Source organism: Alphaproteobacteria bacterium (assembly GCA_017308135.1).
GTDB lineage: Bacteria > Pseudomonadota > Alphaproteobacteria > CACIAM-22H2 > CACIAM-22H2 > Tagaea.
Window position 1 is genome coordinate 986,950 of record JAFKFM010000008.1, and the last position, 23,361, is coordinate 1,010,310.

22 protein-coding genes are annotated in these 23,361 nt (G+C 64.5%); 1 reads left to right on the forward strand and 21 read right to left on the reverse strand.

The features are described from left to right. Positions 1-36 precede the first annotated feature (36 nt). On the reverse strand, positions 37-915 hold the full coding sequence (gene rpsB, locus J0H39_12950) for a 30S ribosomal protein S2 (protein ID MBN9497658.1): 879 nt from the start codon (positions 913-915) through the stop codon (positions 37-39). A 275-nt stretch (positions 916-1,190) separates the two neighbouring features. Here rpsB and J0H39_12955 point away from each other — a divergent pair, with 275 nt between their 5' ends. Beyond that, the gene (locus J0H39_12955) at positions 1,191-1,649 is read left to right on the forward strand and encodes a PAS domain-containing protein (GenBank protein MBN9497659.1); all 459 of its coding nucleotides are present in this window, start codon (positions 1,191-1,193) and stop codon (positions 1,647-1,649) included. A 1-nt stretch (position 1,650) separates the two neighbouring features. Here J0H39_12955 and J0H39_12960 read toward each other — a convergent pair whose 3' ends face one another. The 20 genes from J0H39_12960 to J0H39_13055 form a co-directional block, all read right to left on the reverse strand. After that, positions 1,651-2,169 (reverse strand): cyclic nucleotide-binding domain-containing protein, encoded by a 519-nt coding sequence (locus J0H39_12960; GenBank protein MBN9497660.1) that lies wholly within the window; start codon positions 2,167-2,169, stop codon positions 1,651-1,653. Between the two features lie 32 nt (positions 2,170-2,201). Beyond that, positions 2,202-5,693, reverse strand: coding sequence for a DNA polymerase III subunit alpha (dnaE, locus tag J0H39_12965; protein ID MBN9497661.1), 3,492 nt, complete (start codon positions 5,691-5,693; stop codon positions 2,202-2,204). A gap of 65 nt (positions 5,694-5,758) precedes the next feature. Then, a complete protein-coding gene (locus J0H39_12970) occupies positions 5,759-7,432 on the reverse strand; it encodes a HAMP domain-containing protein (protein ID MBN9497662.1) in 1,674 nt (557 codons plus the stop codon). A 134-nt stretch (positions 7,433-7,566) separates the two neighbouring features. Further along, positions 7,567-8,310 (reverse strand): hypothetical protein, encoded by a 744-nt coding sequence (locus J0H39_12975; GenBank protein ID MBN9497663.1) that lies wholly within the window; start codon positions 8,308-8,310, stop codon positions 7,567-7,569. Next, the gene (locus tag J0H39_12980) at positions 8,307-8,786 is read right to left on the reverse strand and encodes a hypothetical protein (GenBank protein MBN9497664.1); all 480 of its coding nucleotides are present in this window, start codon (positions 8,784-8,786) and stop codon (positions 8,307-8,309) included. Before J0H39_12980 ends, J0H39_12975 begins: the two co-directional genes overlap by 4 nt. Positions 8,787-8,910: 124 nt before the next feature. Continuing rightward, positions 8,911-9,591, reverse strand: a complete 681-nt coding sequence (locus J0H39_12985; GenBank protein ID MBN9497665.1) for an ABC transporter ATP-binding protein — start codon at positions 9,589-9,591, stop codon at positions 8,911-8,913. Further along, on the reverse strand, positions 9,584-10,831 hold the full coding sequence (locus J0H39_12990) for a lipoprotein-releasing ABC transporter permease subunit (protein ID MBN9497666.1): 1,248 nt from the start codon (positions 10,829-10,831) through the stop codon (positions 9,584-9,586). Before J0H39_12990 ends, J0H39_12985 begins: the two co-directional genes overlap by 8 nt. An 8-nt stretch (positions 10,832-10,839) precedes the next feature. Next, entirely contained in the window at positions 10,840-12,162 is a 1,323-nt protein-coding gene (locus tag J0H39_12995) for a proline--tRNA ligase (protein MBN9497667.1), read from the reverse strand. Between the two features lie 56 nt (positions 12,163-12,218). After that, entirely contained in the window at positions 12,219-12,671 is a 453-nt protein-coding gene (locus tag J0H39_13000) for a hypothetical protein (GenBank protein ID MBN9497668.1), read from the reverse strand. A 286-nt stretch (positions 12,672-12,957) separates the two neighbouring features. Continuing rightward, a complete protein-coding gene (locus J0H39_13005; GenBank protein MBN9497669.1) occupies positions 12,958-13,515 on the reverse strand; it encodes a DNA-3-methyladenine glycosylase I in 558 nt (185 codons plus the stop codon). A 4-nt stretch (positions 13,516-13,519) separates the two neighbouring features. Further along, positions 13,520-13,777 (reverse strand): DUF1467 family protein, encoded by a 258-nt coding sequence (locus J0H39_13010; protein MBN9497670.1) that lies wholly within the window; start codon positions 13,775-13,777, stop codon positions 13,520-13,522. Continuing rightward, on the reverse strand, positions 13,774-14,178 hold the full coding sequence (mce, locus tag J0H39_13015; GenBank protein ID MBN9497671.1) for a methylmalonyl-CoA epimerase: 405 nt from the start codon (positions 14,176-14,178) through the stop codon (positions 13,774-13,776). Before mce ends, J0H39_13010 begins: the two co-directional genes overlap by 4 nt. 117 nt (positions 14,179-14,295) lie before the next feature. Further along, positions 14,296-15,948 carry a ribonuclease J gene (locus tag J0H39_13020; GenBank protein ID MBN9497672.1) on the reverse strand — a complete coding sequence of 551 codons (1,653 nt, stop codon included), beginning with the start codon at positions 15,946-15,948 and terminating at the stop codon, positions 14,296-14,298. Continuing rightward, on the reverse strand, positions 15,945-16,718 hold the full coding sequence (locus J0H39_13025) for a type III pantothenate kinase (protein MBN9497673.1): 774 nt from the start codon (positions 16,716-16,718) through the stop codon (positions 15,945-15,947). The genes J0H39_13020 and J0H39_13025 overlap by 4 nt, the downstream gene beginning before the upstream one ends. A 2-nt stretch (positions 16,719-16,720) precedes the next feature. Further along, positions 16,721-17,449 carry a biotin--[acetyl-CoA-carboxylase] ligase gene (locus J0H39_13030; GenBank protein MBN9497674.1) on the reverse strand — a complete coding sequence of 243 codons (729 nt, stop codon included), beginning with the start codon at positions 17,447-17,449 and terminating at the stop codon, positions 16,721-16,723. A 20-nt stretch (positions 17,450-17,469) separates the two neighbouring features. After that, on the reverse strand, positions 17,470-18,915 hold the full coding sequence (gene nuoN / locus J0H39_13035; GenBank protein MBN9497675.1) for an NADH-quinone oxidoreductase subunit NuoN: 1,446 nt from the start codon (positions 18,913-18,915) through the stop codon (positions 17,470-17,472). Continuing rightward, positions 18,912-20,456, reverse strand: coding sequence for an NADH-quinone oxidoreductase subunit M (locus J0H39_13040; GenBank protein ID MBN9497676.1), 1,545 nt, complete (start codon positions 20,454-20,456; stop codon positions 18,912-18,914). Before J0H39_13040 ends, nuoN begins: the two co-directional genes overlap by 4 nt. 4 nt (positions 20,457-20,460) lie before the next feature. Beyond that, positions 20,461-22,422 carry an NADH-quinone oxidoreductase subunit L gene (nuoL, locus tag J0H39_13045; protein MBN9497677.1) on the reverse strand — a complete coding sequence of 654 codons (1,962 nt, stop codon included), beginning with the start codon at positions 22,420-22,422 and terminating at the stop codon, positions 20,461-20,463. An 8-nt stretch (positions 22,423-22,430) separates the two neighbouring features. Further along, on the reverse strand, positions 22,431-22,739 hold the full coding sequence (gene nuoK, locus J0H39_13050; protein ID MBN9497678.1) for an NADH-quinone oxidoreductase subunit NuoK: 309 nt from the start codon (positions 22,737-22,739) through the stop codon (positions 22,431-22,433). Then, complete coding sequence (locus J0H39_13055) at positions 22,739-23,356, reverse strand: NADH-quinone oxidoreductase subunit J (protein ID MBN9497679.1); 618 nt, start codon at positions 23,354-23,356, stop codon at positions 22,739-22,741. Before J0H39_13055 ends, nuoK begins: the two co-directional genes overlap by 1 nt. Positions 23,357-23,361 lie beyond the last annotated feature (5 nt).

The window sequence follows — 23,361 nt, forward strand, 5'->3', positions numbered from 1 at the left end:
ATTCGATATTGGGAAAGCGGAAAGGAAACCTCGGCCTTATTCGGCCGAGGCCTTTTCCTTCGCGGGCTTCTTGGCGCGCGGCTTCTTGGGCTTGGCTTCGGCCGCGGCGGCCGCGTCCTTGTCGGGCACCGCCTCGCCTTCGGCCGGCGCGGCCGGAGCTTCGGAGACGGCTTCCACCGGCGCTTCGACCGCGGCGCCGACGTCGACGCCGGCGGCCTTCATTTCGGCCTGCAAGCCGTCGAGCACCGCGCCCGCCATCAGATCGCAATAGGTCTGGATGGCGCGCAGCGCGTCGTCGTTACCCGGCACCGGGAAGGTGACGCCCTTGGGATCCGAGTTCGAATCCAGGATCGCGATGACCGGAATGCCCAGACGGCGCGCTTCCTCGACCGCGATCGACTCCTTGTTGGTGTCGATGATGAACAGCAGGTCGGGCAGACCGCCCATTTCCTTGATGCCGCCCAGCGAACGCTCGAGCTTTTCCTTCTCGCGCGTCATGTAGAGCATTTCTTTCTTCGTGAGGCCCACGGCGACGCTGTCGCCGCCCAGACGCTCGTCGATCTCGCGCAGACGCTTGATCGAGTTCGAGATCGTCTTCCAGTTGGTGAGCATGCCGCCCAGCCAACGGTGGTTCACGTAATACTGGCCGCAACGCTTGGCGGCTTCGGCCACCGGATCCTGCGCCTGGCGCTTCGTGCCGACGAACAGCACGCGACCGCCGCGCGAGACGACGTCGCGCGCCGCCTGCAAAGCGGCGTCGAGCAGCGGCACGGTCTGCTGCAGGTCGATGATGTGAATGTTGTTGCGCACGCCGAACAGGTACGGCGCCATTTTCGGGTTCCAGCGACGGGTCTGGTGGCCGAAATGCACGCCCGCTTCGAGCAGCTGACGCATCGTGTAAGACGGAATCGCCATAAGCGAGGTATCCTTTCTCCGGTTGATCCGCCGCGGGACGAGCACCGGGTTCCCCAAGGGAACCGGCACCGGAACGGCCTCCGGCCTATGGCGCCGGAAGACGGAAAGTCCCGCGTGAGGGTTTGTCGCCAATCGGGCAGGATGCCCGGTGACGCGGGCAGGCATGTACCCCACCCCTCCATGCTTTGCAAGCGCGGCCTATGGGTAATTAATTACCTCGAATTTCCCGATCCGGCTTCAGGCGCCATTCAGCCCGGCTTGGCATGGTTCGCCGCATGAACCCCGCATCCACCCAACTGCGCCCCGAACGGCCGGAGCTGCGCCGCCTGCTGGAATACTGGCAGGCGAAACGCCGCACACTCGGCCGCCTGCCGGCACGGGCGGATATCGACCCGTTGGAGATGCGCTTCGCGTTGGGCCATCTGATTTTGGCCGATGTCGAGCCCGGCAATCCGATCCGGTTCCGCCACCGCTTGATCGGCACGCGTATCGTTGAGCATGCGGGCTACGACGCGACCGGACTCTATGTCGACGACATTCCTGATCAGGAACTGGCGCAGCGGCTTATCCAAACGTATCTCGACGTCGTCAAAACGCGCGAGCCGGCGCATGACCGCGTCGGCGGCATGGTCGGCGGGCGGGCGATAGACCTGGAAGTTCTTCGGCTGCCGCTGTCGGCGGACGGCGCGGCGATCGACATGGTACTGACCGGCGCCTATTTCAGGCGCATTTGAGTTACGCGGGCGGCAAACGCCGTTTGGCGTAGAAAATCAGCAGATCGGCGAGCGTGCCGAGGAATTCGTCGCCGCCGCGCGAGACGTTCTGCGTCAACTCCGCGCCGTCGATTAGCGCCGTCATTTCCGCGATCGTCGCGGCGTCCGGCGCGCCCTTCTCGCCGGGCTTGGCGAGACCGTGGGGCAACGTATCGCGCACGAATTCGATCAATCGCGCGAAAGTGCGATGGTCGTTTTCCGGCAAAGCGTCGAGCTTGCCGCGGAAGATCTTTTCGTCGAGCAGGAAGACCTTGCTGGGGATCAGCGCGCGCGCCGTCGCCATGCGCTTGCCGCCATCGACCAGCGAGAGTTCGCCGAAGATGCGCCCGGGCTGCACCTGCGCGATCGGCACGCGGGCGGCACCCTCGCCGCTGAACAGCTCGACCAAACCTTCGCGCAGCAGACACGCGAAATGGCCATCTTCACCTTGGGTGAAGATGATTTCGCCGGTCTTGTAGCTGCGGGTGAATTCCTCCGCCATGGCGGGGGAGAATAGCGACTATCGGGCGCGCGTCAAATCTCGGCGACTTCCAGGATGCCTGGGACTTGGCCCAGCGCTTGGCGGATCTCCGGCGTAATCGCGAAGGTTTCCTTCAAGCGGATCTCGACCTCCGCGCCTTCCGCACTGCGCACTTGGACGCGAATTGCGCCTTTGCCCTTCTTGGCGTTGGCGACGACCTTGCGCAATTCCTCGACCGCGCCCGCATCGCCGATGCCGATGCGCAAGCCCGCCGCCGAATTCGCGACCTCCTGGTCCAGCGCTTTGATGTCGCTGGCCAGCAGGCGCACGTTCTCCTCCTCCACCCGCGCATCGGCATAGACGAGCAGCGGTTTGCCGCTGTCCAAAAGCTCGCGCGATTTCGCCAGCACTTCGGAGAAGATCATGATCTCGTAGGTGCCGCCCGCGTCGGACAATTGGGCGAAGGCGAATTTATTGCCCTTGGCGGAGGTGCGTTCCTTGCGGCCCAGCACCGTGCCGGCCAAGCGCACGCGCGTCGACCCGCCGGCGGCGAGGCTGCGCGCGATCTCGCCCGAGCGCACGACGCCCAAACGCTTCAGCCCGACCGCGTAGGCGTCGAGCGGATGGGCGGCGAGATAGAAGCCCACGCTTTCGAACTCCGCCTGCAAGCGTTCGTGCAGGCTCCATTCCTTGACCTTGGGCAAGGGCGGATCGTTGGCGGCCGGACCGCCGGGCCCGCCGCCGAACAGATTGACCTGGTTGGTCTCGCGTTCTTCCGCCGTCGCTTGCGCGGTGCGCAGCAGCATTTCGATCGCGGCGAACACGCGCGCGCGGTTCGGATCGAGGCTGTCGAACGCGCCCGCCTTCACGAGGTTTTCGAGCTGGCGCTTATTGAGCTGGCGCGCGTCCATGCGCCGCGCCATGTCGAACAGCGATTTGAACGGCCCGTTCGCGTTGCGCTCGGCGACCAACGCTTCCATCGCGGCGAGGCCGACATTGCGCACGGCGGCGAGCGCGTAGCGCACCGCCCCCTTGCCCGCCGGGCCGTCCGGATATTCGACCGTGAACGCGGCTTCCGATTTGTTCACGTCCGGCGGCAGGATTTTGTAGCCGAGGCGCTCGACCTCCTGCCGGAACATATTGAGCTTGTCGGTGTTCGACAGATCGAGCGTCATCGACGCGGCGAAGAACTCGACCGGATGGTTCGCCTTCAGCCACGCCGTTTGATACGCGACGATCGCATACGCGGCCGCGTGGCTTTTGTTGAAGCCGTAGCCCGCGAATTTATCGACGAGGTCGAAGATCGACGAGGCTTGCGTTTCGTCCACGCCGTTGGCGACCGCGCCATCGACGAAGATCTTCCGCTGGGCGTCCATCTCCGCCTTGATCTTCTTACCCATCGCGCGGCGCAGAAGGTCGGCACCGCCCAGCGAATAGCCGGACAGCACCTGCGCGATCTGCATCACCTGTTCCTGATAGATGATGACCCCATAGGTCTCCTTCAGGATCGTTTCCAGCTTGGGATGGAGATAGTCCGGTTTCTCCGCCCCCTGCTTGACCGCGATGTATTTCGGGATGTTCTCCATCGGGCCCGGGCGGTAGAGCGCGACGAGCGCGATGATGTCCTCGATCCGGTCGGGACGCAGGCGGCGCACCGCGTCGCGCATGCCCGTACTTTCAAGCTGGAAGATGCCGACCGTGTCGCCTTTCGAGAGAAGCTCGTAGGACTTCCGGTCGTCGAGCGGCAGATGGTCGATATCGACCGTCACGTTCTTGCGCGCGATCAACTCGACCGCACGCACGATCACGGTCAGCGTCTTCAAGCCGAGGAAGTCGAATTTGACCAGACCGGCTTTCTCGACGTCCTTCATGTTGAATTGCGTGACCGGCATCGAGGATCGCGGATCGCGATAGAGCGGCACCAATTCGTCGAGGGGCCGGTCGCCGATCACCACGCCGGCGGCGTGGGTCGAGGCGTGGCGATAGAGGCCTTCGAGATTCTTCGCGATCTCCACGAGCCGCGCGACCGCTTCGTCGGCCGCGATCATCTCGCGCAAGGCGGGCTCGCCGTCGATCGCCTGTTGCAGCGTGACGGGTGCCGCCGGGTTATTCGGCACGAGTTTACAGATGCGATCGACCTGGCCGTAAGGCATGCCGAGCACGCGGCCCGTGTCGCGCAGCACCGCGCGCGCTTGCAGCTTACCGAAGGTGATGATCTGCGCGACGCGGTCTTCGCCGTAAAGGCTTTGCACGTAGCGGATGACTTCGTCGCGCCGATCCTGACAGAAATCGACGTCGAAGTCGGGCATCGACACGCGTTCGGGATTCAAAAAGCGTTCGAACAGCAGACCGAAGCGCAAGGGATCGAGATCGGTGATCGTCAGCGCCCACGCGACGACGGAGCCCGCCCCCGAGCCGCGGCCCGGGCCGACGGGAATGCCTTTCGCCTTCGCCCATTGGATGAAGTCGGCGACGATCAGGAAGTAACCCGGAAATCCCATCTGCACGATGATGTCGGACTCGAATTCGAGCCGCTTGAGATAGGGTTCGGCGATTTCCGCGCGCTTTGCGGCGTCCATATCGGACGTCCACACGTTTTCGATCAGGCGCTTCTCCAAACCTTCGCGCGCGAGGGCGCGCAGCGCGTCGGCCTCCGAAATCTCCTTGGCGCGCGACGAGCGCGGCAGGATCGGCTTGCGGCCGGAGAACCACCACGCGCAACGCTTGGCGACGACCAGCGTGTTGTCGATCGCCTCGGGCAGATCGGCGAACAACGCGCGCATTTCGGCGGCGGTCTTGAAGCGATGTTCGGGCGTCAGGCGCCGGCGCTCGCGATCGGCGACGAAGCGCCCCTCGGCGATGCACAGCAGCGCGTCGTGCGCTTCGTACATGCCGGTACCCGCGAAATATACGCCGTTGGTCGCGACCAGCGGCAGGTCGCGCGCATAGGCAAGCTCGATCAGCGCTTCTTCGATCTTCGCTTCTTCCGGCAAACCGTGGCGCTGGATCTCGATATACAAGCGCCCGGGAAACGCTTCCTGCAATTTGTCGAGGATGGCTTCCGCCGCCGCGCGCTGGCCTTCCAGCAGCAAGCGGCCGACCGGACCTCGCGCGCCGCCGGTCAGGCACAACAGGCCTTCGGATTTCTCGGCGATCTGCGCCAGCGTGACTTGCGGCGTTTCGCCCGGCGGCGTGTCGAGATAGGCGCGGCTCGACAATTTGCCGAGATTGGAACCGCCCGCTTCGTTCTGCGCGATCAGCAACAGGCGATCGGGCTCCGGCGCTTTGCCCACGCGCGCGGCCATGCCGCCGCCCTCGCCTTCGCGGCGCACGCCCAGATCGCAGCCGATGATCGGCTGCACGCCCGCGTCGATCGCGGCGTAGGAGAATTCGAGCCCGCCGAAAAGATTGCCGGTATCGGCGATGCCCAAAGCCGGCATGTCCGATCCCTTGGCGAGATCGACCAGCTTCTTCACCTTGATGGCGCCTTCGGACAGCGAATAGGCCGAATGGGCGCGCAGATGGACGAAATCGGCGTGGGGCATGGACGCTAATTTGGCATCCATGCCCCGAGTCGTTCCAGCCTTCCGGCCGCTTGTGGATTACTGCGTCAGGCCGCGCGGATTTTGGCGAGGAACCCGTCGACCTGGCCGCGCAAATGCTCGGCGTTCTTGGCGAGTTCGGCCGAAGCGCTCAGTACCTGCTCGGACGCGGCCCCGGTTTGGGTCGCGGCTTGGGTGACGCCAGTGATGTTGCTCGACACCTCCGTCGTGCCCGCCGCCGCCTGCTGGACGTTGCGCGCGATCTCCTGCGTCGCGGCGCCCTGCTCCTCGACCGCCGACGCGATCGCGACCGCGATCTCGTTGACCTGCGAGATCGTCTTGCCGATGCCCTTGACCGCATCGACCGAACGGCCGGTCGCGTTCTGCATCTCGTTGACCTTGGCGCTGATTTCCTCGGTCGCCTTGGCGGTCTGGTTGGCGAGCGACTTCACTTCCGACGCGACGACCGCGAAGCCCTTGCCCGCTTCGCCCGCGCGCGCGGCTTCGATCGTGGCGTTGAGGGCGAGGAGGTTGGTCTGCGACGCGATCTCGTTGATGAGTTGCACGACCGTGCCGATGCTTTGCGCGGCGTCGGCGAGGCCTTGCAGTTGCGTGTCCGTGCGTTCGGTTTCGGTCACCGCTTGGCTGGTGATGCGCGTCGACTCCGACACCTGACGCGTGATCTCCGCGATCGAGGATGACACTTCCTCCGTCGCCGCCGCGACAGTCTGCACGTTGGTCGATGCCTGTTCGGAGGCCGCGGCCACCGCCGTCGATTGACGGCTGGTGTCCGCCGCCGTCGCCGACATCGAACGCGCCGTCGTCTGCAATTCCTCGGCGGCCGACGCCACAACCTGCAACACGCCGGTCACGGTCTTGTCGAAATCCTTGATGTAGCCGTCGACGACGCGCTGACGCTCTTCCTTCTTGATCTGCTCCTGGCGCTGGGCTTCGGCCAACTCGTCGGCCTTGATCATATTGTCCTTGAAGACCTGGACGGCGCCGGCCATCTCGCCGACCTCGTCCTTGCGGCCCACGCCCGGGATCGCGACGGCCTTGTCGCCGCCCGCGAGTTTCAGCATCGCGTCGGTCATCGACTTGATCGGGCCGGCGATGCTGCGCGCGGCGATCAACGCCAGACCGATGCCGATCATCACGGCGGCGATGCCCGCGATCAGCGACACCATGATGCCTTCGCGCAGATCGGCCGCCGCTTCAGCGGTCGCTTGTTCCGCCACGTCGAAGAAATTCTTCTGCATCGGATCGGCGATGCCGAAGATCTTCGCCGCCTCCGCGTTCGTCGCGTCGATCGCCGCGCGCCATTCGGGCGCCTCGACCGACACGTTGCGCGCGCGCAGATCGCGCAGCGCCATCGCGCGCGCGATATAGGCATCGACCGCGGCGCGAAGTTCGCGAATTTGCCGCAGACGCTCGGGATTGACCGTCGATTTCTCCAGGCTTTCGAAGCCCGCCGCGACGGCCTTCAGCGATACCTGCGCATTGTCCCAGCGCGCCAGATCGTTCGTCGCCACGCCGATCCAAATATGCGCGCGGCCTTCGTGCATGCTGCGCAGCGATTGCTGGATCAGCGTTTCGTTGTTCTTGATCCGCACGACGCGTTCGAATGCCGCGATCGTATCCCTGGATGCGTCGACGTTGTAGTAGCTGAGGCCGGCGATCATCAGAACCAGCAGACCGAAACCGATCAACAGGCGGTAGGCGATTTTGAGATTGGCGAGCATTGGGGACTCCTGCGCGGTCGGAAATTCTTGCGCCGATCAATGCGCCGGAGTCTTTAAGCGCGGGTTAATCCGCACGCCGATAAGTCGCATCGCGTGCGAAATTTATTCCGACAATTTTCGGGGTATTCGCGGGGTTAACCCGCCGCTAACCAACGCCACGCCGGATCGCGCAACGCCTGGTCGTCGCACGTAGTCAGAACGCCGATGCGCGGATCGTCGAGGATCGCGACGGTTTCTCCGCCCCAGCGATCGAGCCATGCGGCGAGCGACGCCGCTTCGGCCGCGTCGAGATCGTCGGCAAGATGCCACAAGCCGATCGCATAGAAGCCCGATGCGCGTGCGCCGATCGCGCGTTGCAGATCGGCATACATATCGGCACCGTCGCGCTTCTCGGGGTACACGGGCAGATAGATGCGCCCGTGATTGCGGTTGCCGACGAACGGCCCGCCGAGCCTGATCGCCGCGTTGCCGGTGCGCGCGCGCCACGCATTGCCCGCACGCAGATAGCCGTCCGCCCCTTGCCCATCGACCGGCCCGGCGATGGTCGCGTGCAGTACGTCGCGGCGCTTGTCCTGCGTCGTCCACGCGATTTTTTTCGCGACCGCGCGGCCGCGCAGATCGGCGTCGAGTTCGCGATAGATGGCGCTCGCCAGCAACGTCTCCGTCGCGACATGCACGGCGAGCGCATGGCGCGGCGTGGCGTAATAGCCGCGCTGGTAATCCTTGCCCGGCACTGACGCGATAATCTTGGGATGGGCGGGATCGACCAGCGGCAAATGCGCGAGACGATAATCCTCGCCCAACGCGAAACCTTCGCCGGGAACGAAACGATGTCGGGAGGCTTCGTAGCGCAGATCCGCGCCGGAACAGAAAATCACCGCAGCGGCGCGCTATCGACCTGCGGGCGCGGATTGGCCGGCAGCGGGGCCGGCTGCGTCGGCTGCGGACCGTTGGACATGACCCGCAATTGACCCGTGCGCGGCGTCATCGAGAATTCGACCTTGCTGGCGGCCGTGATCGTGCCCGACGGGTTGATCTGGATCGTCGCCACGCGGTCGCCCTGCTGGAACACGAGCACCGAATTCGCCGAGCGGATATTCGACACCTCGGACCAGCCGAAGCGCGGCATCTCGCGGCGGTAGAATTCGTACATGTCCGCGACCGAACTGCCCGGCGACAGCACGATTCGGCCGAACCATGCGCCGTCATTGCCCATGACGAACAGATTGTTGAGATCGACCGACGCGTTGGCCGGCATCGGCACGTCGGTGAAGCGCACGAAACCGGGACCGGGCGACGCGTTCTTGTCGTTCGGACCCGCCGCCGAACCGGTCGACGCAGATTGGCCCGTCAAGCCGCACGCCCCCAAAACGAGGGCGGTGACGGCAACGATTCCCAAATTGCGAATTGCGGTTAGGCGCAAAACCGACTCCCGAGTCGCGAAGATGTCGTTAGTGTTTCGCCCCGCTCCGCTTACGTCAAGTGGCGGCGAGCAATCCGTCGCGTAAGGTGAGCTTTCGATCCATCCGATCGGCGAGTTCGGGATTATGCGTCGCGACCAACGCCGCCAGCCCGGTCGTGCGCACGAGATTCAACAATTCCGAAAACACGCCTTCGGCGGTCCGCGGATCGAGATTCCCCGTGGGTTCGTCGGCCAACAACACGCGCGGCCCGTTGGCGACGGCGCGCACGATCGCCACGCGCTGCTGCTCGCCGCCCGACAGACGCGCGGGGCGATGATCCTCGCGCGCCGACAAGCCCACGCGCGCGAGCAGTTCCTTGGCGCGCGATGCCGCCTGCACTTTCGTTTTGCCGGCGACGAGTTGCGGCATCATCACGTTTTCAAGCGCGGTGAATTCCGGCAGCAGATGATGGAACTGATAGACGAAGCCGATATCGGAAAGCCGTGCCTTGGTGCGTTCCGCTTCGTCCATCATCGCGCAATCGCGCCCGCCGAGCAGGACCGCACCTTCGTCGGGCTTCTCCAACAGCCCCGCGCAATGCAGCAGCGTCGATTTGCCCGCCCCCGACGGGCCGATCAGCGCCACGCATTCGCCGGGCATCAAGCGAAGCTCGGCGCCGCGCAAGACATGCAGCGTGCCGCCCGCTTGCGAAAAACGGCGATGCAGGGCTTTGAGTTCGAGCGCCGCGTCACTCATAGCGCAGGGCCTCGACCGGATCGAGACGCGCTGCGCGCCACGCGGGATAGATCGTCGCCAGGAACGACAGGCCCAGCGCCATCAGCACGACCTGGATGACTTCGTTCGGGTCGGTCTTCGACGGCATCGTCGCGAGGAAATAGACCTCGGCCGAGAACAATTGCGTGCCCGTCACCCATTGCAGGAACTGGCGGATATGCTCGATGTTGAGATTGAACAACATGCCCAAGCCCAGGCCCGCGAAGGTGCCGAGCACGCCGATCGACGCGCCCGCCATGAAGAAGATGCACAAAACCGATCCGCGCGAAGCGCCCATCGTGCGCAGGATCGCGATGTCGCGCGACTTGTCCTTCACCAGCATGATGAGGGACGAGATGATGTTGAACGCGGCGACCAGGATGATCAGCGTCAGGATCAGGAACATCACGTTCCGCTCGACCTGCACCGCGTTGAAGAAGCTGGAATTGGCTTGCTGCCAATCGAGCACGCGCACCGGCTGCTGGGCCGCCGCGATCACGTCCTGGCGCGCGCGCCACACGCGTTGCGGATCGCGCACGAAAACTTCGATGCCCGACACGTCCTCGCCGGTGCGGAAGAAATTCTGCCCCGCCTCCATCGGCAGGAACACGAAAGCGTTGTCGTATTCGAACATGCCGACTTCGTAGATCGCGGCGATTTTGAAGGCGCGCAAGCGCGGCATCGTGCCGAAAGCGGTGACGTTGCCTTGCGGCGAAATCAGCGTGATCCGGTCGCCGACCTTCAAGCCCATGCGACCGGCCATGCGAATACCGATCATCGCCGCGTCGTCGCCCGTGAAATCGGCGATGTCGCCCGATTTGACGTTGGAGACGATCAGCGTGCGCCGCGCCATATCTTCGGGCTTCATTGCGCGCACGAGCGCGCCGCTCGCCGCCCCGTTCGCCGTCGCCATCGCCTGGCCTTCGACCAGCGCCGTCGCGTCGACCACATCGGGAAGTGAACGCATGCGCTGGGCGACCGCATCCCAATCGCGCAGCGGTTCGGCGGCGCCATAGACGGTCATATGGCCGTTGAGGCCGAGGATGCGGCCGAGCAATTCGGCGCGGAAGCCATTCATCACGCCCATGACGATGATGAGCGTGGCGACACCCAGCGCGATCCCGGTCAGCGAGAACCACGCGATGACGGAGATGAAACCTTCCTGGCGGCGCGCGCGCAGATAGCGCATCGCCACCATCCGCTCGAACACGCCGAAGGCCATGCGCGGGCTCAGGCCGCCGGCGCGAGCAGGCGGTTCAACGCCTCCTCGACCGACAATTCGATACGCTCGCCCGTGCGGCGGCGCTTCAATTCGACCTTGCCGTTGGCGAGGCCGCGCGGGCCCACGACCAGCTGCCAGGGCAAGCCGATCAGATCCATCGTCGCGAATTTGGCGCCGGCACTGTCGGACGTATCGGCGTAGAGCACGTCTTTGCCCGCCTTCTGGAGCTTGGCGTAAAGGTCTTCGCACGCCGCGTCGCATTTGGCGTCGCCCACGCGAAGATTGACCAACGCCACGTCGAACGGCGCCACGGCGTCGGGCCATACGATGCCCGCTTCGTCGTGGCTCGCTTCGATCAACGCGCCCACGAGGCGCGACACGCCGATGCCGTAGGAGCCCATCTCGACCAGTACCGGTGCCCCGTCGGGCCCCGCGACCTGGGCGTTCATCGGCTTCGAATATTTGGTGCCGAAATAGAAGATGTGGCCGACTTCGATGCCGCGCGCCTTGCGCAATTGGTCGGGCGGGACCGGGCATTTCGCGGGATCGTGCATCTCGCTGGTCGCGGCGTATTTCGACAGCCACTCGTCGACCAGCGGCTGCAGATCAGCCGAGAAATCGACGTCCTTCTTCAGCACGTCGGCTTCCATCCACGACGCGTCGCAATAGACTTCCGACTCGCCCGTATCGGCCAGGATGATGAACTCATGGCTGAGATCGCCGCCGATCGGGCCCGTATCGGCGCGCATCGGAATGGCTTTGAGGCCCATGCGCGCGAAGGTGCGAAGATAGGCGACGAACATCTTGTTGTAGGCGGCGCGGGCGCCCTTCCCATCGATGTCGAAGGAATACGCGTCCTTCATCAGGAATTCGCGGCCGCGCATCACGCCGAAGCGCGGGCGCACCTCGTCGCGGAACTTCCACTGGATATGATAGAGGTTCAGCGGTAGGTCCTTGTAGCTCTTCATATAGGTGCGGAAGATATCGGTGATGAGCTCTTCGTTCGTCGGCCCGAACAGCATTTCGCGCTCGTGCCGGTCGACGATGCGCAGCATCTCCTTGCCGTAATCGTCGTAGCGGCCGCTCTCGCGCCAAAGATCGGCCGATTGGATCGTCGGCATCAACAGCTCGATGGCGCCCGAGCGGTTCTGCTCCTCGCGCACGATCTGCTCGATCTTCTTCAGCGCCTTGAAGCCCAGCGGCAGCCAGGAATAGATGCCCGCCGCCGATTGGCGGACCATGCCCGCACGCAGCATCAAGCGATGCGAGACGATCTGCGCCTCGGAGGGGTTTTCCTTGATCGTGGGCAGAAAGTAACGCGACAGGCGCATGGGACCGTTCGGGGCTGGAGGGCGGTTCGGGAAAGTGGCGCGACCGTAAGCGAATCTTAGCGTGGCGCCAAGCCTTGGGCTTTGCAGGCTTCGCGCAAAGCTTCAATCTCCGGATTGCCGATCGCCTCGCCGTTATAGAGGGTCTTGCCGGTCAACACGTCGACCCGCACCTCGCCCAGCTTCACCGAGGGCTGGAACAAGGGCGAGGTTTGCGGCACGCCGAAACGGCGCAGATCGACCGCCACGTCGAAGGCCACGGTTTCCGGGACTTTGATCTGTGGCGCGGGGTTCAAATCGGCCGGGGCGACCGGCTTGCCATGGACGTCCACCCCCGGCTTATAGGCGACATCGGCCGAAGGCTGGTGGGTCACGAACAACCGGCGGCAATCCACCCCCGTCACCTCGATCTTGGTCGGAGTCGCGGGCGGATTTTGCGCCCGAGCGAACCCCGGCACCGCGACGGATATTGCGAGCCCGATGACGGCGATCCACCTGAAATTGGCGGTCATTTAGGCCTCCTGCGCCTAGCGCCCTTCAATCTCATGATAATCCGGCAGAATTACGACAGGCCTGCCCGGCTTTTGTGCAGCGCAACAAATTCTTGAAACTTCATTTCGTATGTACACAAGCAACTTCTCACAAATTGCTCGACAGGCGCGTTTGGCTCTCTATACTCGCCTTAAATAAGAACACGCCCCGCACGGGGACGCACGGCCCAAGTTTGGGGAGTTCACGCCAATACCAACCCGGCGGGTTCGCTTAAAAAGCGGCCGCCGGGTTTCGGTTTTCTGGGGCTCAGTAAACGAAACCTTTCTTCGCCGCCTTCATCCAAGGCGGGTTCCGCTTGGCAATACGTTTGTAGGCGGGGCACGTGTCGCGGTGCGCACCGGGCAGATAGCCGATGCTCATCAAAAATTCGCCGACGATTTCGCCGCCGGTGAATTTGAAGGTCTTCGCGAAGACCTTGCACCATTCCTTCTTGGTCAGCGGATGATACGCTTCGATCCAATCGGCGAAGGACCCGTGCGACTTGGCGATGCCGAGGATCACGTTCGCGTTGTGGATCGCCGCGGCGACCTTCAGGCGATTGCGCACGATGCCGGCATCCGCCAGCAAGCGCGCCGTGTCCTTGGCGCCGAAGCGCGCGACCTTGGCGACCGAGAACCCGGCATAGGCTTCGCGGAAGCCTTCGCGCTTCTTCAGCATCAATTCCCAGGACAAACCGGCCTGGTTGATCTCCAGCAGCAAACGCTCGAACAGCGCGTCGTCGCCGGTCAGCGGAAAGCCGTACTCGCCGTCGTGATAGGGCCCGTGCAGCGCGTGGCCGGGGGCGAAATCGCAGTAACCGCTCATCGGATCATCTCGGCGGCAGTTGAAGCGCGTCGCGCACCGGCAGAAGATCCGAATGCACGATCGCGAAGATGATAAGCCAGACGACTGCCGCGACGATGCTGGTCCAGATCACCTTCTTGCCCATCATCGGCTTTTCGGGGGCGCCGGTCATCTGGCCCTTCCCGCCCGGCGCCTCGGTCGGCTTCACGCCGAAAGGGAGCACGGCGAACAGCACGATCCACCAAATCACCACATACATCGCGATGGCGGTGAACGGCGTCATGCTTGTTCCAGCTCCACCAGCGTGCCAGCGAAATCCTTCGGGTGCAGGAACAGCACGGGCTTGTCGTGCGCGCCGATCTTCGGCTCGCCGTCGCCCAGCACGCGCGCACCCTGCGCCTTCAAGCGGTCGCGCGCCGCCAGAATATCGTCGACCTCGTAGCAGACATGGTGCATCCCGCCCGAGGGATGGTCGGCGAGGAATTTCGCGATCGGCGATTTCTCGCCCAGCGGATGCAGCAATTCGATCTTGGTGTTGTCGAGTTCGACGAACACCGTCGTCACGCCGTGGGCGGGCAGATCGACGGGGGCCGAGACCTTGGCGCCCAAGGTCTCGCGATAGGTGCGCGATGCCGCGGCCAAATCCGGCACGACGATCGCGACATGGTTCAAACGGCCGATCATGGGGAAGGAAATAGCACTCTCCGTCACCCCGGCCAAGCCGACGCGAAAGCGTCGGCGCCGAGCCGGGGCCTGGAGATCCCGGGTCTCGCGAACGCTCGCCCGGGATGACGCGTTTTCTTAAACCCGCACGACGTGGATCTGGGCGACCGGCTTCTTTCCCAGACGCTGATTGACGAGCTTGCGCACCGCGCGGCGCGCGGCTTCGGCGATCTCGTCCTCCGGCGCTTTGTCGGGCACGCGGGCGACGGCGCCGCGCACCGCCTCGATCAGGTCGTCGGCCAATTCGTCGCCCGGATCGTCGGAATCGATCAGGCCGGGGGCGGAGACTTGCGGATCGGCCATCAAACGGCCCTTGCGATCGACCACGACGGTCGCGACCACGGCGCCGTTCCACAGCAGCTTCGCCCGGCCGCGCACCACGGCGCCATCGACCGGCAGCAAGCGCCCGCCATCGACCGCCCAGCGCCCCGATTGCACATGATCGACGACCTCCGGCCCGCCGGGCAAATCCAGGCGGATGATCTGGCCGTTCTCCGGCACGATCTGGAACGGCACCTGGCAATCGCGCGCCAAGCCGGCATGCGCCGTCATATGCAGATGTTCGCCATGCACGGGGATCGCGATGCGCGGACGGATCCATTGATACATCGCCGCCAATTCATCGCGGCACGGATGGCCCGAGACATGGATCGGCGCATCGCGATCGGTGATGACCTTCACGCCCAGGCGCATCAATTGGTTCTGCATCCGGCCCACGGCACGGTCGTTGCCGGGAATGGTGCGCGAGGAGAACAAGACCCAGTCGTCCTCCTCCAGCACGATATGCGGATGATCGTCGGCCGCGATGCGCGACAAGGCCGCGCGCGGCTCGCCTTGCGAGCCCGTGCAGATCAGCGCGATCCGGTCGCGCGGCACGTAACCCGCGTCGGTCTCGGTCATGAAGGGCGGCAAATCGGCGAGATAGCCGTTCTCGCGCGCACTCTCATAGATGCGCCACAGCGAGCGGCCGACCAGCGCCACTTCGCGCCCCGCCGCCCGCGCGGCGCGCGCGATACTTTCGACCCGCGCGACGTTGGACGCGAAACACGCGATCGCCACGCGCTGCGGGGCGGCGGCGATCTGTTTCACGAGTTCGTCGTAGACCGAACCTTCGGAGCCTGACTCGCCGTCCTTGATCGCGTTGGTGGAATCGCCGACCAGCGCCAACACGCCTTCGTCGCCCACGCGGCGATAGGCGTCGGCATCGGTCACCGGGCCGATCAGCGGCTCGGCATCGAGCTTCCAATCGCCGGTATGCAACACCGTGCCCGCCGGCGTGCGTATCGCCAGCGCGTTCGGCTCCAGGCAGGAATGGGTGATGTGGATGAGTTCGACGTCGAAATCGCCGATCTGCAGACGCGCGCCCTGCTCGATCACATGGATCGGCACTTGGTTGGCGAAATCGGTCTCCGCCAGTTTGCGCTTCAGGAACGACGCGGTGAAGCCCGTGGCGTAGATCGGGCAGCGCAACAGCGGCCACAGATACGGGACCGCACCCAGATGGTCCTCATGCGCGTGGGTCAGCACGAGGCCGAGCAGATCGTCGCGGTTCTCGGCGATGAAGCTGGGATCGGGCGTGATGACGTCGATGCCCGGCATCGTGTCGTCGCCGAAGGTGACGCCGAGATCGACCATCAACCACTTTCCGCCATAGCGGTAGAGGTTGAGATTCATCCCGATCTCGCCGGAGCCGCCGAGCGGCAGAAAATAAAGCCCCTTGTCCACGCTCATCGGTTCAATCTGTGGATATCGACCAGACCTTTCAAGGTCAGATCGGGATCGACATGGGCGAGAAGCTTGGTGTGCTCGGCGATAATGGAGATAAGGCCGCCCGTGCCGATGAAGGTCGGCGTGCCGCCCAGTTCCTCGGCGATGCGTGTACCAATGCCCTCGATCAGGCCGACATAGCCCCAGAAAATGCCCGACTGCATCGCCGTCACGGTCGACGTGCCGATGGTGCGCGCGGGGCGTCGGATTTCGATGCGCGGCAATTTCGCCGCCCCCATATAGAGGGCTTCGAAAGCGAGATTGATGCCGGGGCTGATCGTGCCGCCGCAGTAATTGCCGGCCGCATCCAGCACGTCGAATGTCGTGGCGGTGCCGAGATCGACGACGACGCCCGGCACTTTGTAGCGCGTGCGCGCCCCCACCGCGTTGGCGATGCGGTCGGCCCCCGCCTCCTCCGGCCGGTCGATGCGGATCTCCAGGCCGTATTTCAGGCCCTTCTCGCCGACGATGACGGGTTCCGCCTTCGCGTAGCGGCGGCAGAAGTCGCGCAGATTGAACATCGCCTGCGGCACGACGTTCGACACGACCACGCCCTCGATCTGCGCGAGCGTCATCGATTGCAGCGCCATCAGATGCGTGAGCCACACCGCATATTCGTCGGCGGTGCGTTTCGGATCGGTCGAGATGCGCCACGAGGCGCGCTTCTCGCCCGTCGCGTAATCGAACGCACCGAACACGGTGTTGGTGTTGTTGGAGTTGATGACGAGCAGCATGGTCATCCGATCCCGGGTAAATGGACGTCGCCCGCCGTGACGATACGCCGCCCGGCGGCGGTGTCGAGCAACAACTCGCCCCCCGGACCCAATTCGGCGAACACGCCGCTCAGCGTGGTGTCCGGCAAACGCACTTCGATCGCTTGGCCCAAACGCGCGGCAAGGGCGAGCCACGCCTCCCGGATGGGCGCGAAGCCTTCATCCGACCAGCGGCGATACCAGAGCAGGAAATGCCGCGCGAAAGCTTCGAGCGCCGCTTCGACCGGGGCCGCATTGTGCAGCGACGTGGCGGGGTAGCGCGTTTCGGCGGGCGAGGACGCCAGATTGATGCCCACGCCCAGGATCAAATAGGCAAGGCCGTCGCCGCCGCTTTCGGCTTCGAGCAGCACGCCCGAGATTTTGCGCCCGCCGACCAGCACGTCGTTGGGCCATTTATACTCGATGTCTTGCGCGCCCAATTCGGCGACCGTCTCGCCGACCGCGACGCAGGCAACGAAGGAAAGCTGTGCGGCGGTTGCGGCTTTCGCGTTGGGCCGCAGGACCAGCGAAAGATAGAGATTGCCACGCGGGCTGGCCCAGGTGCGGCCTTGGCGGCCCCTGCCCGCCGTTTGCTCGCGCGCCCAGACGAGCGTGAGATCGGCGGCACCGCCCTGCGCCAACGCCTTGGCTTCGTCGTTGGTCGAGCCGACGCTGTCATGCGCCGCCAGAAGGAATTCCGGCGGCAAGCGCATACGATCGGCAACCGGCGCGATCAACCGCCGAACAGCGACGCGGCGGCGGTGGTCGCGGCCGCGACCAGCGGACCGGGCAGCAGGAAGAACAGCAGCGTGAAGACCGACGAAACCGCCAGCACCGCCGCCGGGCCATTGCCTTCGGCCGCGTCGAAGGCGGGTACGGGCTCGTCGAAATACATGATCTTGACGATGCGCAGGTAATAGAAGGCGCCCACGACCGAGGCGAGCACGCCGATCACGGCGAGCAGATAGAGGCCCGCCGACACCGCCGCGAGGAAGACATAGAGCTTGCCGAAGAACCCGGCGAGCGGCGGGATTCCGGCCATCGAGAACATCGCGATGCCAAGCCCGCCCGCCAGCATCGGCCGCGTGCGCGCGAGACCGGCGAGATCGCCGATCGTTTCGACCATCTTGCCGTCGCGCTTCATCGACAGGATCACGGCGAAGGCGCCGAGATTCATCACGACGTAGATCGCCATATAGACCAGCACGCCGCGCACGCCGGTTTCGTCGCCGGCGGCGAGACCGACCAGCGCGTAGCCGACATGGCCGATGGAGCTATAGGCCATCAGGCGCTTGATGCTAGTCTGCGCGATGGCGGCGAAGCTGCCGATCAGCATCGACAGGATCGCGACGAAGACGACAATTTGCCGCCAATCGCCGACCAGGGAGCCCAGCGGCTCGACCAGCACGCGCACCAGCAGCGCCATCGCGGCGAGCTTCGGGGCGGCGGCGAAGAACGCCGTGACGGGCGTCGGCGCGCCTTCGTAGACGTCGGGCGTCCACATATGGAACGGGGCCGCCGACACCTTGAAGGCCAACGCGGCCGAGACGAACACGATGCCGAACACCACACCGATCGGAGCCCCCCCCGAATGGTCGGTCATCACGCCGGCGATGGTTTCGAAATTCGTGGCGCCCGAGAAGCCGTAGATCAGCGACGAACCGTAGAGCAGCATCCCCGACGACAGCGCGCCGAGCACGAAATACTTCAAGCCCGCTTCGGTCGCGCGCGGGGAATCGCGGCGGATCGAGGCCAGCACGTAAAGCGACAGCGACTGCAGTTCGAGGCCGAGATAGAGCGAGATGAGGTCGTTCGCCGACACCATCATCGACATGCCCAGGGCCGCGAAGATCGTCAGCACCGGATATTCGAAGCGCGCGAAGCCTTCGCGGCGGTTGTAGTCGTCCGACAGGACCAGGGCAGCCGCCGTCGCCAGGAAGATTACGACCTTCGCGAAGCCGGAAAACGCGTCGGCCACGAACATGCCCGACATCAACGTCGTGCGGTCGGGCGCTTGCGTGGCGGCCGCGAGAGCCGCGACCAGCAACGAAGCGATGGCGAGCACGTTCACGTTGCGCGTCGGATCGCCCTTCGAGAACGCGCCGACCATCAACAGCGTCAGGCCCGAGACGGCGAGGATCAGCTCGGGCAACAGCGGAGCGAGTGCGAAGTCGGTCATCGGGCGTTCTCCGCCGGCACTTGTGCTTGCGTCGGCGCTTGGGTGTCGGCGTGGTTATGCGTGCCGCGATCGGCCTCGTAGCGATCGACGACCGATTGGATCGTCGTCCCCATCATGTCGAGCACGGGCTTGGGCTGGATGCCGAGCCACAACGTGGCAACGATCAGCGGCGCGAAGATCAGCTTCTCGCGCCAGTCGAGATCCAGCATGTCCTTGAGGTCGTCGCGCACCAGCTTGCCGAAGATCACGCGGCGATAGAGATAGAGCATATAGGCCGCCCCCAGGATCACGCCGGTCGCGGCCAACGCCGCGGCCCAGGTCGAGGCCTGATAGGTGCCGGTCAGCACCAGGATTTCGCCCACGAACCCGGCCGTGCCCGGCAAGCCGACCGCACCCATGGTGAACACCATGAACACGGCCGCGTAGACCGGCATGCGATGGACGAGGCCGCCGTAACGCTTGATCTCGCGCGTGTGAAGGCGGTCATAGACGACGCCCACGCACAAGAACAAGGCGCCCGAGACCACGCCATGCGCGATCATCTGGAACATCGCCCCTTCGACGCCTTGGCGGTTGCCCGCGAACAGGCCCAAAGTCACGAAGCCCATATGGGCGACCGACGAATAGGCGATCAGCTTCTTCATGTCTTCCTGCACCAGCGCGACGAGCGAGGTGTAGATGACCGCGACGATCGACAGGGTGAATACCAGCGGCGTGAAATAGGCGCTCGCCTCCGGGAACATCGGCAGCGAGAAGCGGATCATGCCGTAGCCGCCCATCTTCAACAGCACGCCGGCCAGGATGACCGAGCCCGCCGTCGGCGCTTCCACATGCGCGTCGGGCAGCCAGGTGTGGACGGGCCACATCGGCACCTTCACCGCGAAGGACGCGAAGAAGGCGAGCCACAGCCACATCTGCATCTGGCGCGGGAAGTCGTAGTCGAACAGCTCGACGATGTTCGTCGTCTCGGTCTGCCAATACATCGCTAGCATCGCGATCAGCATCAGCACCGAGCCGAGCAGCGTGTAGAGGAAGAACTTGAACGCCGAGTAGACGCGGCGCGCCCCGCCCCACACGCCGATGATCAGGAACATCGGGATCAGGACGGCTTCGAAGAAGACGTAGAACAGCACCATGTCGAGCGCGATGAAGGTGCCGACCATGAAGGTTTCCAGCACCAGGAACGCGATCATGTATTCGCGCACGCGCTTTTCGACGTGCCAGGACGCCGCGATGCACAGCGGCGTCAGGAACGTCGACAGCAGCACGAAGGGGGCCGAAATCCCATCGACGCCGACGTGATAGCCGATCCCGTAGCCGGGGATCCACACATGGCGCTCGACGAATTGGAATTCCGCCGTCCCGCGATCGAAGCCGAACCAGATCGGCAGCGACAGCACGAACACGACGAGCGAGGTCCACAGCGCCGCCCAGCGTGCGTTGCGGGCGACCGCTTCCTCGGTGCCGTTGAGCAGCAGGATGAACAGCGCCCCGGCCAGCGGCAGGAACGCGACGAGGGAAAGGATGGGCCAGTCGGTCATGATCTCAGCGGCCCGTCCGCAGAATGTACCAGGTGGCGAGGACCACGATGCCGATCAGCATCGCGAAGGCGTAGTGGTAGACGTAGCCCGTTTGCAGGCGGCCGGCGCGCTTGGCGACGACCAGCGTGCCCGCCGCGATCGCGTCGGGCCCCATGCCGTCGATCACCGTGCCGTCGCCGCGCTTCCACAGGAAGCGGCCGATGACGAAGGACGGGCGCACGAACAGCGCGTTGTAGAGCTCGTCGAAATACCACTTGTTGAGCAGGAACTCGTACAGGCCCTTGAAGTCCTTCGCGATCTGCTTGGGCTTGGAAGGGTTGCGGATATAAAGGCCGTAGGCGATGCCGATGCCCGCGATGCCCACCGCGATCAGCAGCGGCGGAATCCAATGCGGGGCGTGGTGTGCCGCTTCGATGCCGTCATGCAGCGTGAAGATGGCCGTGCCCCAGAACGCTTCGCGGCCATCGCCGACGAAGAAGTAATAGAGGCCCATGCCCGAAAACAGCGCGCCGAAGGCGAGCACGAACAACGGGATCAGCATGACCATCGGCGATTCATGCGCGTGGTCGACCGCGTGATGATCCGTATCCGGCGCCTTGTGGAAGCTCATGAACAGCAGGCGCCAGGAATAGAAGGCGGTCATCGTGGCGGCGGCGAGGCCCAGCCAGAAAGCGTATTGGCCCGCGCCCGTATGGACGCCGTAGGCGGCCTCCATGATGATGTCCTTGGAATAGAACCCGGCGAAGCCGATGTTCAAACCCGGGATGCCCATGCCCGCCAGCGCCAGCGAGCCGATCCACATCATCGCGTAGGTGATGCGGATTTTGGTCCATACCTGCCCGCCCATCTTGCGCATGTCCTGCTCGTGATGCAGCGCGTGGATGACAGAGCCCGCCGATAGGAACAGCAGCGCCTTGAAGAAGGCGTGGGTCGTCAGGTGGAACATCGCGGCCGAATAGGCCGACACGCCCGCCGCGAAGAACATGTAGCCGAGCTGCGAGCAGGTCGAATACGCGATCACGCGCTTGATGTCGTTCTGCACGAGGCCGACCGACGCGGCGAACAACGCGGTCGAAGCGCCCACGATCGTCACGACCATCAGCGCCGTCGGCGCGTATTCGAACAGCGGCGACAGGCGGCAGACCATGAACACGCCCGCGGTCACCATGGTGGCGGCGTGGATCAGGGCCGAGACGGGCGTGGGGCCTTCCATCGCGTCCGGCAGCCAGGTGTGCAGGAACAACTGCGCCGACTTGCCGCAAGCGCCAACGAACAGCAGCAGGCAGATCAGCGTCAGCGCATGGAATTCCTTGCCGAGGAATTCGAGCTTCGCTTCCGTGAACTGCGGGGCGGCCGCGAAAATCTGGTCGAACTGGACCGAGCCGAACAGCAGGAAGCAGGCGAAGATGCCCAGGGCGAAGCCGAAATCGCCGACGCGGTTCACGAGGAACGCCTTGATCGAGGCTTCGTTGGCGCTTTCCTTCTCGTACCAGAAGCCGATCAGCAGGTACGACGCGAGACCCACGCCTTCCCAGCCGAAGAACATCTGGATGAAATTGTCGGCCGTCACCAGCATCAGCATGAAGAAGGTGAACAGCGACAGATACGCCATGAAGCGCGGGATCGACTTGTCCTCGGCCATGTAGCCGATGGAATAGAGATGCACCATCGACGAGACGATGGTGACGACGCACAGCATCGTCGCCGACAGCGCGTCGAATTTCAGCGCCCAGTTGGCGACGAAGGCGCCGCTTTCGATCCAGGTGAACAACTCGACCGTGCGGGTCTGCCCCTGCACGCCGACCTGGTAGAAGATGACCAGCGAGAAGAGGCCTGCGAGCATCACGCAGCCCGTGGTCACGTATTGGGCGACGCGTTCCTTGGTCGCGTGGGGCAGCGACGAGGCCATCGCCAGACCGGCGATCGCGAAACCGAGAAGCGGGAGAAGGACGGCGGCGGAGTACATGGCCCGGATCAGCCCTTCATCATGTTGATGTCGTCGACCTCGATCGTCCCGCGATTGCGGAAATAGACGACGAGGATCGCGAGCCCGATGGCGGCTTCGGCGGCCGCGACGGTCAGCACGAACAGCGCGAAGACCTGGCCGACCAGGTCGCCCAAATGGGTCGAGAACGCGACGAAGTTTATGTTCACCGCAAGCAGCATCAATTCGATCGACATAAGAATGACGATCACGTTCTTCCGGTTGAGGAAGATGCCGACGACGCCGAGCGTGAACAGGATCGCCGCGACGGCGAGGTAATGCGCGAGACCGATGGCCATCAGACGTCGACCCCCTTGCGGCTTTCGACCGAGACGACGGCGACACCTTCGGCGCGCGTGCGCGCAACCTGGCGGGCGATCGACTGGCGCTTCACGCCCTCGCGCTCGCGCAAAGTGAGGACGATCGCCCCCACCATCGCGACGAGCAGCACGAGGCCCGAAGCCTGGAACACGTAGACGTAATCGTCGTAGAGCACGAGGCCGAGCGCCTTCGTGTTGTGGATCTGCGAAGGATCGGGGATCGGCAGCGCCATCGCTTCGGGCAACGCGGGCGACACGGTCCAAGCGCCGAAGACGAGGATGAGTTCGGCCACAAGCACAAGGCCGATCGCCGCCCCGATGGGCAGGTAATTCGCGAAGCCGCTGCGCAGCTTGGCGAAGTCCACGTCCAGCATCATGACGACGAACATGAACAGCACCGCGACCGCGCCGACATAGACGACGACCAGCAGCATCGCGAGGAATTCCGCACCCATCAGCACGAACAAGCCGGCCGCGTTGAAGAAGCACAGGATCAGGAACAGGACCGAGTGGACCGGGTTGCGCGCGACCACGACCATGGTGGCGCCGCCGATCAACACGGCCGAGAACAGGTAGAAGACGATGGTCTGGAGCATCCCCT

Excerpts from the sequence above, each read along its gene's own strand:
- J0H39_12955 (MBN9497659.1), top strand. The coding sequence starts at position 1,191 with ATGAACCCCGCATCCACCCAACTGCGCCCCGAACGGCCGGAGCTGCGC.
- rpsB (MBN9497658.1), bottom strand. The coding sequence starts at position 915 with ATGGCGATTCCGTCTTACACGATGCGTCAGCTGCTCGAAGCGGGCGTG.
- J0H39_13040 (MBN9497676.1), bottom strand. The coding sequence starts at position 20,456 with ATGACCGACTGGCCCATCCTTTCCCTCGTCGCGTTCCTGCCGCTGGCC.
- J0H39_12960 (MBN9497660.1), bottom strand. The coding sequence starts at position 2,169 with ATGGCGGAGGAATTCACCCGCAGCTACAAGACCGGCGAAATCATCTTC.
- J0H39_13025 (MBN9497673.1), bottom strand. The coding sequence starts at position 16,718 with ATGCTGCTCGTCATCAACTCCAACAACACCAACACCGTGTTCGGTGCG.
- J0H39_12970 (MBN9497662.1), bottom strand. The coding sequence starts at position 7,432 with ATGCTCGCCAATCTCAAAATCGCCTACCGCCTGTTGATCGGTTTCGGT.
- J0H39_13010 (MBN9497670.1), bottom strand. The coding sequence starts at position 13,777 with ATGACGCCGTTCACCGCCATCGCGATGTATGTGGTGATTTGGTGGATC.
- J0H39_12995 (MBN9497667.1), bottom strand. The coding sequence starts at position 12,162 with ATGCGCCTGTCGCGTTACTTTCTGCCCACGATCAAGGAAAACCCCTCC.
- J0H39_13055 (MBN9497679.1), bottom strand. The coding sequence starts at position 23,356 with ATGCTCCAGACCATCGTCTTCTACCTGTTCTCGGCCGTGTTGATCGGC.
- J0H39_13020 (MBN9497672.1), bottom strand. The coding sequence starts at position 15,948 with ATGAGCGTGGACAAGGGGCTTTATTTTCTGCCGCTCGGCGGCTCCGGC.
- mce (MBN9497671.1), bottom strand. The coding sequence starts at position 14,178 with ATGATCGGCCGTTTGAACCATGTCGCGATCGTCGTGCCGGATTTGGCC.
- J0H39_13030 (MBN9497674.1), bottom strand. The coding sequence starts at position 17,449 with ATGCGCTTGCCGCCGGAATTCCTTCTGGCGGCGCATGACAGCGTCGGC.
- nuoK (MBN9497678.1), bottom strand. The coding sequence starts at position 22,739 with ATGGCCATCGGTCTCGCGCATTACCTCGCCGTCGCGGCGATCCTGTTC.
- nuoL (MBN9497677.1), bottom strand. The coding sequence starts at position 22,422 with ATGTACTCCGCCGCCGTCCTTCTCCCGCTTCTCGGTTTCGCGATCGCC.
- dnaE (MBN9497661.1), bottom strand. The coding sequence starts at position 5,693 with ATGCCCCACGCCGATTTCGTCCATCTGCGCGCCCATTCGGCCTATTCG.
- J0H39_13000 (MBN9497668.1), bottom strand. The coding sequence starts at position 12,671 with ATGACCGCCAATTTCAGGTGGATCGCCGTCATCGGGCTCGCAATATCC.
- J0H39_13005 (MBN9497669.1), bottom strand. The coding sequence starts at position 13,515 with ATGAGCGGTTACTGCGATTTCGCCCCCGGCCACGCGCTGCACGGGCCC.
- J0H39_12990 (MBN9497666.1), bottom strand. The coding sequence starts at position 10,831 with ATGGCCTTCGGCGTGTTCGAGCGGATGGTGGCGATGCGCTATCTGCGC.
- J0H39_12985 (MBN9497665.1), bottom strand. The coding sequence starts at position 9,591 with ATGAGTGACGCGGCGCTCGAACTCAAAGCCCTGCATCGCCGTTTTTCG.
- nuoN (MBN9497675.1), bottom strand. The coding sequence starts at position 18,915 with ATGACCGACTTCGCACTCGCTCCGCTGTTGCCCGAGCTGATCCTCGCC.